Raw genomic sequence first — 12,410 nt, 5'->3', positions numbered from 1 at the left:
TGTATGAATAATAAAACATATTTAATGCCCGATGAGCCAACGCGTTTTACTCCACTGTTTATGGATAAAATGTTGGAGCATACAGAGCGTTTAAATGCTTCGGATATTACCATTCAAACAGGAGAACCCATTTATGCAGAAGTTTATGGAAAACTCTTACGCATAACGAATCGTCGTTTATCCAACACGGAACTTGGTGATTTAATTAATGCAATCTATGGTCCTAATGCCACGACCCAGCTTCTTTCAGGTAAAGATATTGATACTCACTATGAATTCCGCCCGAATCGCGGGGTCAGATACCGTTACCGTGTCAATGGAACAGCCTGTCTTGTGGAAGGCCATGATGCAATCCAGATTACTTTAAGAACGATTCCTACCACGCCTCCGAGGCTTGAGACGATGAATCTACCCGATAATGTGCTGGAAGCAATTGCTCCTCAAGAAGGAATCGTTTTTATAACAGGAGCAACGGGTTCAGGTAAATCGACCCTATTGGCCTCTATTATTCGTGACTTAATTGAAACCGAAGATTCAAACCGTAAAGTATTGACCTATGAATCTCCAATCGAATTTGTCTATGATGAAATTGAAACCATATCCGCTGTAGTAAGTCAGTCAGAAATCCCTCGTCACTTGCCTAGTTTTGCTGATGGAGTAAGAAACGCTTTACGTCGCAAGCCACGTTTAATTATGGTAGGTGAGTGCCGGGATGCAGAAACAATCAGTGCTGCATTAGAAGCTGCTCTTACTGGACATCCAGTATACACAACGTTGCACACCTCGGGTGTTGCCGAAACCATGCGCCGTCTAGTCACCTCATTCTCTGGCGAAGAACGTTTAGGAAGAACGATTGATATTTTGGAAACGATTCGATTATGTATTTGGCAAAAACTGGTACCTACCGTAGACGAAAAACGAGTTGCCTTAAGAGAATATCTGGTATTTGATGAAGAAGTCCGAGATATTTTACTTGAAAGCGATCCGAATGATGTAACCTCTGCTACACGTAAGTTAGTACGCCAAAAAGGCCAACTGATGACCTGGGATGCCAAAGCGAAGTTTGAACAGGGCATTATCAGTGAGCGGGTTTACAAATTAATTATTGCTGGAGCTAAAGAATATCAGCAATAGATTCATAAAAAAATCCAGAACCATGTGTTATTTCTGTAGATTTAGCTGCTTAGGTTAACATCATTTCCTGCCATTCCTCTACTTCTATAGAAAGTCTTCCATCAACTCTAATTTTAGCTATACTAATTTTAAGAACAGGTATGCTTTATACCCGTACTTAGGAGTTATATGAACGATTCGATCATGCTTTTAGATGCCTCATTAAGAGATGGGGGGCACCGCACTAATTTTCATTTCGAAGACATGCATTTAGAAAAAATCATTGGCCCACTCGATAACTCGGGCATTGAATATATTGAAATTGGCTATCGTAATGAGATGTTAGCTCCTACCACTGTAGGTAGAGCAGGATTGTGTAAAAGAGATTACCTGCTTCTTTGTCGATCGTTAATGCAAAAAGCTAAAATGGCCGTCATGGTCTTCCCAAATAACCTCACTCAAAAAAATCTGATGGAATTAAAGGAGTGTGGTGTTGATTTATTAAGAATCTGTATTGCTAAAAATGAACTTGCTTCTGCCCTACCTAAAATCCAAATGATAAAAAATGCCGATATGAATGTTTCGGTCAATCTGATGCATATTTCTTATTACCAAGACAATGAACTCACTAATTCGATCCAGAAAATAAGTGAATATGAACCCGATATCATCTATTTTGCCGATTCAAATGGTAGTTTATTACCGTCTCGTACTCAAAAAATTTATGAGCAATACACTAGTAAATACCCCTTCCCCTTTGGATTTCATGCTCATGACAATCTGGGTTTAGCACAAGCGAATGCCTTAGCAGCAATGGACTCCGGGGTACGTTTTATCGATGCATCATTAGCGGGTATGGGTAAAGGCACTGGAAATTTAAAAACAGAATTTTTTGTTGCTTATTTACATTCGATTCAATTAAAAAAATACAATCTGGAAGAGGTATTAAAGGCGGCTAATTTTGTCCGTAGCGCATTAAAGATTGGCCAGGAACCCATCGAAATGTCTGAATTTATCCGAGGCATTTCTGATCTCTCTAGTTCGAGTTGTCAACCTAAAGGCTAATGCGTGCTCGGTACTTTTTCTTAAAAATAAAGCAAATTCATGATTTGAGAGAATTCATGGGGATCTCTTCAGCAACGGCAGATTGGAGTATATCCGAATGCTTATGATTAGGTTTTTGCAAAAACCCTTTAGCCAAGGCTTTTAGATCAGGATCATCTGGATTGTCTTGTATTCCCCTTTCCAATTTCTGGACTGTTTTATCCCTCATATCACTAGTAAACTCTTTATAACGCCCTTTGACTTCATCTTTAACATCTTGAGTCACATTCTCAAAGCCGCCTCTGCGATTTGCTTCCTGACATAGCAGAACCCCATGAATGTTGGCGCGGGTATTTGCTATAGTACAATTATCGTATGATTGCGGTTTTTGAGTTATAGTGCTTATTGGTTCTTTACCTTGAGTGACTTTCTGGATTTCCGCCATGACTTGTCCGTGTGATAACCCTTTATCATGCCCACTCATTACGTTATTTATAAAGTCAGGAGTAACATCCTTGGTATTTACCTCATAAATTTGCGTTCCATACTTTCCTTTTGCCCCCTCCCCGCGATTGGTGAAAACTAAATAAGTTTTATCAGGATTTCCTTCAACCGGCACAAAAGATAACCCCATAGCATGTCCCTTACAATTGATGGGGACTGAGGTTACTTTGCCTTCTTGTACTCGCTCAGAAAGTGAGGCTCCTGCTTTAGGGCTTCCTTTAGGGGTGCTGAATTCAAAATTGGCTTCTTTATTTGCAAAAGCGAAGGCCTCTTTAATTTGCGTAAAGTCTTTTTTTGTAGGCTCCTTATTACTGCCTTGGCTATACTCCCTTATGGCATCGGACATCATGTGATAAGTAGGACCTATATGCGCGCGTTGAGAAGACGTTTTATCGACACTTTCCATGACGATGCCAAGAACCAGACCAAATTCTTTAACTTTATGCAATTTATCTGGACGAGATTGATACCCCCCCTCAGGAGGAGTGATGGTCTTTTGTTGAAGCGCCTGTTGGCCTCGCTGGCTTTTAATTGCAATATCATATTCATCCATTGATCGAACATCATATTTTGCGCCTGAATTAAGTAAGGTTTGCGCCAAAGAGAAATCCTGGTTTTGCAATGCTTGAGTTAATGGGGACTGTCCACGTGCATTTTTTGCAGAATTTAAAGCGGTAGGCAGGTCTTGGTAGCCACAATCTTTAGCAAGATCAGTTAATTCAGCTTTAGGATCGACTTGAAGGTTTAAAATTGAAGCCAGCATTCTTTGTAAAAATAGAAATAACTCTTGGAAAAATCGATCTTCATCTATTTTCGCTTTTTGCAAACCTTTCAGTTTATCTTGAGCCATATCGCTCTGGCTCATCGCAGTACTTTTAGGAGCAGATAATTCGGGCATGATGCAAACGACCTTATGTTTAATATGTATCTAATTATATCACAATGCGCTTTAAAACTTTTTACATTGGAAATAAAGTGATAATCCTTTTAACAATTTTACTTAGTTACAGGCGCTTCACTACCACCTAATTCCCCCCCTGACTTAGGTGATCCTTTACTAGATCCTTTTTTATCTTTACCACTATCACTATCACTACTCGGAGTCGCATTACCCTGAGCAGAAACATCGCCACCGCCGCCGCCTTTGCCCAAAAGACCTTTAGCCATACCAACGCCTTTCACACCATAGCCACCCAATGTCTTATCGATTTGTCCTTGTGCGGTCTGGGTTTCCTTACCTGCTTCTTGAGTCTTGCCTTTTACTTCCTCACCCCATTGTGCGGTTTCTTGACCCAAGCTTTCAGGAGTGCCGCCAATCCATCTCAAAACTTTATCTGGCAGATAGGATATCAGTGTAAATGATTTTTGAATTATCACTAAGTACAACGAGGTATAAGTTAATATTGAGAAGAAGAATGCATAAATTCCCGCCCAATCTGTATATCCGCCGGTACCAGAAGGCGAGTCTGAACCACCAGTCGACCAGAATCCAGCCGCGAGATGCGCTGGATCTTGATTAGGCCGTTGTATAAATGCGATAGCCTGGTCATACCCTGCATTCAGAACCCATACGCCTACGTAAGATAAGGCGATGGCAGAAATATACCCTATAATCATCATCGAAGGTCTTAGGAAAACATTAACCAGGATCATGATGGCAGCCTCACCCTTACCAAAAGCGTCATGTCCCTCAGGATGGGTCACGCCCAATGCAACAATAGGTGCGGCAACCATCGCTTCAATGACGGAGATTAACCAGCCCAGAGCACCAAAGGTAAAAATCATATAAGGTAATATTGGAATATAATAAGCCGTTGTAAAGCCTACGGTAACCATGACCCCCACCCAGGCGATCACAAGCGGCATAGCCAAAGACATCATCGCAAAGATAAAGATACCAAATACCGGGATTAACGCACTGGATACCGCCATATTCAATAAAAGCATCCATAAGTTACCCGCAAAATTGATGTACTCATTTCCCATATTGGCTAATGCAACAACTGGGTTTACCCCGGGTTGCGCGATAATCTGCAGCCCTTGCTGGAAGATTGTTGCCATTCCTTGTAATGGAATCATCAAGAATGCCATAACCACACTATTGATAATCTGGCCAAAGATATCAAGGAACAGGTTATATACGGTCACCAAGATAATATTATAAAATATGTTTCCAAGAATTTGTCCTAGGCAAATGGAGAAGAACGGTTTTACTTCACCGCAAGAAAAGTTTTGCCGTTGTAATCGATACAACGACGTATTTACGCTGAAGTTGATGCTGTTTGCAAAAGTGAGTTGCTGTACCCCTGGTTGGCCAGGAGTTTGCATCATCAATCCATTGTTAATAAAACCATATACCGTAGATGCAGACTGCGTTTTATCACTTGTCATCGAGGATGACCAGGAAGGCTTTTTATCTGTATCACTCGAAGTAATTAGCGCTTGCACCGCTTTTAATGGAGCATTATCTTGATTAAACCAAGTGCATAATGTGGTAAAATCTTTACCCTGAGCCGTCATGTTTCCAGGACCACAAGTAACACTCGTACCATTGGTGCCAATTACAAACGGACTCGTTATCGCCTGAGGATTAAACGTACTTCCATCCAGTCCTGTGCCTGAATCGGTTTGACTTGAGTTCGCAATGGATGACGTTCCCTGAATCTCCACCAAGTTAAAAAAGTAAGCACCGGCCATAATCCAGCCTTGCATCTCGGCATTATTGATAAAGTCTGTGGCCTTAGCATTGTCTGATGCATTGTTAATCAGGCGCGATAGATTTACCGTAGGCATCATAATGCCGTTGTAGTCATTGATCGCATTGATTAATTCATTACCATTTAACAAAGTTCCACCCATGGGAGATCCTGGCACTGGCCCCCAAATCACGCATCGATCATCTGGCGGAGTGCTGCTGCTGTAATTATCACACACTGTTCCATCTTTTTTATAGGGTACACCGAATTGCTCCGTTGCCACTGCAGAATAAGCATCGGGGTTTGGTTTTTGATTAAATGGTATTCCTGGATCATTAGTTATCATAGACCGAGCAACTGGTGACAAATCCGAATACATTTGCTGGATTGCAATAGCGCGAGACATCTGCGTGGCCGCAATCTCACCAGGAGTTAACGTGTTATTTCCAACTTTCACGTTATTTCCTGCGGTGAAATAATTCATTTCAACCTGACCATCTTTGCCGATTACAGGATTACCGTTTTGATCCAGTTTAGGACTAGCACTTCCAGACAGTAGGGTGCCAAAGTTAGAATTTAGGGTGGTAATACTGTTCCATTTAATGGTGCCACAGATTCCATTAAGAAAACTATAAGGGGAACTGGAATCAAAATTAGGCATGTCAACGCTCCAAGAGCTTCTAGTTGGAGCAGCATTTTGAACCGCAACTGCATTGACCGAGCCTAAGAAATCTGGAACTACATTATTACAAAATTGCTGCATGCTTGACCCTTGAGCAGCAGAGTAACACGCTCCTGTTTTTTGCGCTTGGGCATCCAGCAGGGCTTGTCTTTGAGTCGTCAGTTGAGTCTGCAATCCCAGCATACATACTTGGCCCGCAAGGATATTGACGACACCACTTGCTATACCACTAATCCCTGTGGTTCCGGTATTGGTCAATTCAGAGGCCGGATTTATCTGTTGTGCTTGAATAATAACGCCACCACGATTCAAATAGCTTAACGCAGCATTCCATACTTTATCGGCTGCACCAACCCCTTGCACAACAACCCACATGACAAAAATTTGCATTAAGCAATAACCAGAAGTCTTAGGGATCAATAAAGCTAAACCTACAGTGGAGCGAATAGGAATCCAAATGGAGGACCACTTTTGCCCAAGCATCTGCCCTTCGTGGGCAGTATTCATGGTGGCTACCAGGAGGGTATACATAATAATGATACCGCCCAATGCCAAAACAGCAGCGTTAAATACGGCAAACATGTTGCCCATAATTTGGCTGCCAGTACCACTTAAAACACCATCAACAACACCAAATAAATTACCAAGAAATACTACAGAATAATCACTCGGAGGAGGAGCAAAACTCAAAGCACCACCACTACTATCCGCTAAAACCAATCCAGGAAATAAAAGGAGGAGTAGAGTAACTAACAACTTATTCATTTCTTCTCTCCCAACAACCCCTGCCTATACCATTCATTAAAAGTACACCCTAACTTACGATTTTTCATTTGAAAGTACCAAAAGTGGTAACGGAAGGCTAAAACTAGTGCAATCATAGTAACAATAATGCTCACAAGAAACGCTCTTATCGAACCGTAAAAAAGCTGATATCCAGCATATACAAAAATTAAAACAGCGGCTAATACCATAAGAATACTTAAACGAAACAATGATTTTTGTTTCGTAAGTATACTTTCATCGCTAAGATTTAGAAGCTTCACCGCTTCACTGAATGATTCACCCTCGGTTGGTGCTTTTTGTGGCACGAATAAGCGTTTAAACCCATTTCCCAAATATAAAGTAAACGCCCTCATTCGTTCCCAATCGAACCACCTACGAACATTAAGGATCGATGAAACCAGCTTAATTATTCTTGACCGCTTTTTCATATATTTTACTTCTTTCTTTTACCTTTCATAATATACTATAGTAGTAAGTAATGGTTTCGTCCATCCGCTAATTATAAGTAAAGAAAGAGTAAAAAATGCCAGATCTTAGCCACGAAGCATCCGCACAATACTGGTTTGAATATATTGATCCTATGATCTATAGAGTGATTACTTTTATGGAAAGTGTGGAGGATTGGACTCTTGATGGAAATCCAGAGTTTGAGCAAGCCATGGAGCAATTAGGCAGAGAACTTGACGACATAGAAAAAATAGACATGGGGCTGTTAGCCGAAGAAGAAAAGTTTATTCGCATCGTGGGGAATATCAAATCAGGCAGAGGCCTACGTCTGCTGCAGGCAATTGATACGGTCCATCCGGGCAGTGCTTCACGAGTCTTGATCCATGCAGAAGAAACAAGTACAGGAAGTCATGATTCAGCCGGAGTTTTTCTCAAAAGAAATATTGTATTTGAACGTTTAAGGTTGTTGTCGCGAGTTTTTTGCCAGTACCGGCTAAAACTTGTTTTACGTGCACTTGAAGGGGAAGAATAAATGAAATTATCGTCGTCCAAATTTGTATTGCTTAATCTGCTTTGTTTTACTGCTTTTCCTGCTGCAGCAGATAATACAACCAATTTATACAATCAACAACAAATGTCTAATAATACCCAAAAACTCGTCCAATATTTCCAAAATTTTGGTAGTTATTTAGGTTTTGATGTAACGCAACAACCACAAAATCCCCAAACATACATACTCAACTACAACCTAATCAACCTACCTGTTGCACAACTGGCTCAAACCTATATGCTTTATACTTATTTAGGTGCGATTCCCGTCAATACATTTACAAGTGGTAGTAATCAGAATAGTGGAGGCAATGAAAGTGCCGCAACTCCTTTCTCTCAGTTAGTGCCTACGAATATTCCGACTGCTTCGGCGATTAATCAGCTCGTTAATAATACATTTAATGGCTTTAATGGATCGAGCTCTTCTGGCTCCTCTGGCCAGTCAACAGTAACTGCGAGTCCATTATTCGATCAATCAGTGCAATCGAATCAATCAGGTGGTAGTGCCTTAGGATTCACTGCAAATCCATTGTTCAATCAAATACAAGGTGGCAGTCAAGGTCAGGGATCTTTTCAACAAGAGCCAATTAGCCAAGCGGTACTCAATATTTTAGGAACACCGGATATTAGTTACTGTATGAAATATGATCAGTCCCCAACTACCATGACTGAGAATTGCGGCTACCTGTATGGCACTTTAGTATCTGCTAATGCAATAGGAGCATACATCCCCAATGCGACTACTTTTTTTAACGGCCAATACATTTCACAATTTTTAAATCAGCTGAACAGCAACGCATTAACTGGACCATTAATGTATTCAACTGATAGTCTTGGGGTGGGTACCGGAACCAATAATGGCCTCACCGCGCAAAATCAAGAACAACTCGCTAACAATTTTATACGTTACGTTACCGGTAGTATTGTTCCTATAAAATTACCAAAATGGTATGACTATGACCAATTGGTACAGAAGACGATTCCTAGCTCATCCAATAGCGGCGGCGCTCCTACTGCGCAACAAGTTCAGGCGACACAAACCATTTCTAAATATCTTGCAAGCTTACGTACCTACGCAGCTCAAAGCTCAGTGGGAATAAGTAACCTTTACTTTATTATGTCCAAAAGAATGCCGCAATCACCCCCTCAGAACGCACAGGGAGGTCAGCAAGGTCAAAATCTGACCCCAATGAGCCAAGCGTTAAGTGAATACAACATGGCGACTTGGCGGTTATTCCCTAATGCTGGTGCGGGTGGTACCACTGGCACTGGTAGCACTGGAACTACTGGTACTGGGTCAAGCGGTACAGGCCAATCAGGAGGTAGCCAATGGATAACTCAACTGAACACTGCAGCTCCTGCTACTGTAGAAAAAGAAATTGCGATCTTACTCGCTGAGATTAATTATCAGCTTTATTTGGATCGTCAAATCCATGAGCGTCTTTTAATGACGAATAGCATCTTGTTGTTGCAAAGCGTTCGTTCTGGCGCACCAAATGCTGATCTGAATGCAGGACAATAACTCCGTAATATCCCTTCAGGGTGAAAGAGCCATTTCACCCTGATTCATTTTTAGCTCGATCAATTCAACGCCGAGCTTAGAATTTCTTATCGATTCAAAGAAGACTTTTAGTAATCTCCTAAGCACTTTTAAAAAAGATGGTGCAAAAAATGATGCATATGATATGATTTCACGCATATTATAACTTTCTGTTTTTTAATAAACTTAAGGCTTGATGTTTTATAAACCTAAGTAAAACGTCTTTTTTTTCAAAGACTAAGTCAGACCTGTCTCAAAAAATATGAGCAATTAAGCCAAAAATTCAGGACCTAACAACAATAAGAAAAATATCAAGTCTTACTAAAATAATTCTTAATTGACGAGCCTATATGCCTAAATCCAGAAGCTATATTTTTTATGTTGATGGGATGACCTGTGCCGGTTGTAGTCGGACTATTAGAAGTTACCTTCAAGGTCAACTGTCTGACAGGCTAATACATTTTCATGCAGACATCACCACGCCAGATCCTAAAAAAGTAACCGTAATTATTAAAGTTGATGATGAAGAAAAACGAGTTGATCAAGAAATCTGGTTGGAACTTAAGAACCATATTGAAGAGGTGGGTTTTTCATGTAGAACATATGAATATCAACCGGATAAAAAAGACGCACCGCAAGCACCAGCTGAGCAATTAACCCCCTTAAAGCAAACCATTAATAAAATCAAAAAATTTTTTAACTCACATTGGTTTCTTGGTGCAGTCGGATGCGTGTCAGGAGTGGCTGTACTTATCCTTTGTCTTGCAACCGGCGGACTTTCACTCCCAGTGATGGCGTCTCTTGCTGTTTTTAGTTCTCTACTAACCCTATTACTTGGGTATAACTCCTATTATGACGCTTGGATAAAATTGACCAAAAGCAAAAAATTAACTATGGACAGTTTATTTGCGCTCAGTACTGCCTCCATTATAGTTTGCTCAATTGCCTCACTCTTTGTACCTTGGCTTCCTATGATGTTTGAAGCAGGCTTGCTTATTTATGGCTTTAGACATATAGGCATTGCGATAGAAGATACCATTAAAGAAAAAATTGGCACCACAAAGTTTCAGGACAGAGTTCCTAAAGTTGTAAAAAAACAGAACACTAATGGCTATGATGAAATTAGTTTAGAGTTGATTAATGAAGACGATGTGATTATTGTGCACCCAGGAGAAGTTATACCTCTTGATGGTACCTGTGAAAATGAAAGTATCATTTACAATACCATCATTACAGGAGCTACTCTTCCTCATTATTTTCCGCCGCAAGCAAAAGTAGTAGCTGGTATGCGCTTAGCGAACCATGCAAACCCTTTAGCTATTCGTGTCACAAAAAATCACAAAGAATCCTATCTGGCACGGCTCGATAAGGCAATAGAAGCATCGGCGTTGGAAGCTGCGCCCATTGAATTAAAAACCGAACAACTATTAACTTATTTTATCCCAACCGTAATTGCATTAGCAGTGGCCTCTGGAATCATTATCGGCCTCTTTTATCCAGCCGCTATAGCAATTCAGTGCGCCGTATCGGTTTTAGTAAGTGCTTGCCCCTGTACCTTAGGGTTAATTACGCCTTTTGCCGTAAAAACAGGAATGCATAAAGCGGCAGAAAATGGAGTGACCTTTAATAGTGCTAAAACATTACAACACGCAGAACAAATAGACACGGTAATTTTTGATTTGAATGGCACCCTTACAACAGGCGTTCCTAATATTAAAGAACTTTATCTATTTGATGAGAGTGGACTTACAGAATCAGAGTTCCTCTCCTATTGTTCGGCCCTAGAAAAAAAATCAACTCACTCCATAGGCCAAGCGATTTATTCGTTTAGCAATCAACATCAAGTATCCCATTATGAAGTTACGGATCTTGATGACTCTCATCATTCTGGAGTTTCAGGGCTAATAAAGAATAAAAAATATACTATTGGCAGCATGACGCTAATGAAAGAAAAAAACATCTCCATTCCCGCTAAATTCAAACAACCTAAATTAGAGGCAGGAGATCAGGTAGTCTATGTGGCGCGTCAGAATACTGTAATTGGATTTATGGTAATCACCGATCCGCTACGTGAAGATGCCTATTGTACTATTCGAACGTTAAAGGCAATGGGGAAAAAAATCTGTTTGTGTACCGGAGCAGATGAAGAAACAGCGACTCGTTATGCTAGAGCGCTTGGCATCGAACACGTTTATGCCGGCTGCAAGCCAACTTCTCTAGAGGAAAATGATCAAAAGGAAAATTCTCTGTCAAAAACTTCCCGTATTCTCGCGTTAAGGAATAAAGGGCATAAAGTAGCCATGGTAGGCGATGCAGGAAATGATGCGCCTGCAATTAAAGTCAGCAACTTAGGCATAGCAGTAATATCGGACAGCAGTGATGTTTTAACTCAAGAAGCAGCAGGAGTGGTCATTCATAAAGGCATGCTACTACCTATCGCATCAGTTTTTGCAATCTCCAAACAAACTGTATCCAATATAAATCAAAATCTGGCCATGAGCTTGGCTTATAACCTCGGTTCCATCTTGGTTTCTGGTGGACTGTTAGTTGCAGTGGGTTTGACGCTTAATCCAGTAGTTGGCGTCACATTAATGATTCTTCAAGCATGCATGATTTTTATGAATGTCTATCGCTTTAAAGAACAACCTCTAGAACATTTGCAAGAAGAGGCAAAGCGATATCAGGAAGCCAGCTCACCTACAGAATCATCTCATGCAAAAATCTACAAATTCACCCCCCCTGGTTATCAAAGCGAGCTTGTTTGTGATCAAGAGTCCCCATCATATACTAGACCAAAACCACAGCAATCAACAACATTTCCTTTTTGGAATAGCTGCTGTAATGAGGGACGTAATGACGTGGAGTACCCCTCACTTGAAACGGATTTAGAAAATCATTTTGAGATTGCTTACAGTAAAAAAAATTAGTAAGAGCCTGTAAAATAGCGCCTCAGTAAAGTGGTCGAGAAACAAAAGGTAAGCGTTCAAGCAATGGCAGCAACTAACGGACAGCCTAGGTAAGGTCGAAACTCGAGTTTCACCTAAGCTGG

Annotated in this window: 8 protein-coding genes; 5 read left to right on the top strand and 3 right to left on the bottom strand. The window is 40.7% G+C overall.

Annotated features, from left to right (window positions below; all coding sequences use genetic code 11):
• Window positions 1-3 precede the first annotated feature (3 nt).
• Window positions 4-1,134 (top strand): Dot/Icm type IV secretion system ATPase DotB, encoded by a 1,131-nt coding sequence (gene dotB, locus OQJ26_RS06690; protein ID WP_028380733.1) that lies wholly within the window; start codon window positions 4-6, stop codon window positions 1,132-1,134.
• Between the two features lie 168 nt (window positions 1,135-1,302).
• Window positions 1,303-2,178, top strand: coding sequence for a beta/alpha barrel domain-containing protein (locus OQJ26_RS06685; RefSeq protein ID WP_265703109.1), 876 nt, complete (start codon window positions 1,303-1,305; stop codon window positions 2,176-2,178).
• A 37-nt stretch (window positions 2,179-2,215) separates the two neighbouring features.
• Here the strand turns inward: OQJ26_RS06685 and ankD are convergent, their stop codons facing one another.
• The 3 genes from ankD to icmV all read right to left on the bottom strand — a co-directional run bounded on the left by ankD (window position 2,216) and on the right by icmV (window position 7,253).
• Window positions 2,216-3,559, bottom strand: coding sequence for a Dot/Icm T4SS effector AnkD/LegA15 (gene ankD / locus OQJ26_RS06680; protein WP_265703108.1), 1,344 nt, complete (start codon window positions 3,557-3,559; stop codon window positions 2,216-2,218).
• A gap of 98 nt (window positions 3,560-3,657) precedes the next feature.
• On the bottom strand, window positions 3,658-6,804 hold the full coding sequence (gene dotA, locus OQJ26_RS06675) for a type IVB secretion system protein DotA (RefSeq protein WP_265703107.1): 3,147 nt from the start codon (window positions 6,802-6,804) through the stop codon (window positions 3,658-3,660).
• The gene (gene icmV / locus OQJ26_RS06670; protein ID WP_265703106.1) at window positions 6,801-7,253 is read right to left on the bottom strand and encodes a type IVB secretion system protein IcmV; all 453 of its coding nucleotides are present in this window, start codon (window positions 7,251-7,253) and stop codon (window positions 6,801-6,803) included. Before icmV ends, dotA begins: the two co-directional genes overlap by 4 nt.
• 95 nt (window positions 7,254-7,348) lie before the next feature.
• Between icmV and icmW the strand changes: the two genes are divergently transcribed.
• From icmW to OQJ26_RS06655, 3 genes are all read left to right on the top strand, one after another.
• Complete coding sequence (gene icmW, locus OQJ26_RS06665) at window positions 7,349-7,804, top strand: type IVB secretion system protein IcmW (protein WP_028380728.1); 456 nt, start codon at window positions 7,349-7,351, stop codon at window positions 7,802-7,804.
• Window positions 7,805-9,343, top strand: coding sequence for a type IVB secretion system protein IcmX (gene icmX / locus OQJ26_RS06660; protein WP_265703105.1), 1,539 nt, complete (start codon window positions 7,805-7,807; stop codon window positions 9,341-9,343).
• 368 nt (window positions 9,344-9,711) lie between these two features.
• Entirely contained in the window at window positions 9,712-12,288 is a 2,577-nt protein-coding gene (locus tag OQJ26_RS06655; RefSeq protein WP_265703104.1) for a heavy metal translocating P-type ATPase, read from the top strand.
• Window positions 12,289-12,410: the final 122 nt, after the last annotated feature.

Source organism: Legionella sheltonii (assembly GCF_026191355.1).
Lineage (GTDB): Bacteria > Pseudomonadota > Gammaproteobacteria > Legionellales > Legionellaceae > Legionella > Legionella sheltonii.
The sequence above is the reverse complement of the archived record's forward strand: the minus strand, read 5'-3'. Positions and strand labels throughout refer to the sequence as shown.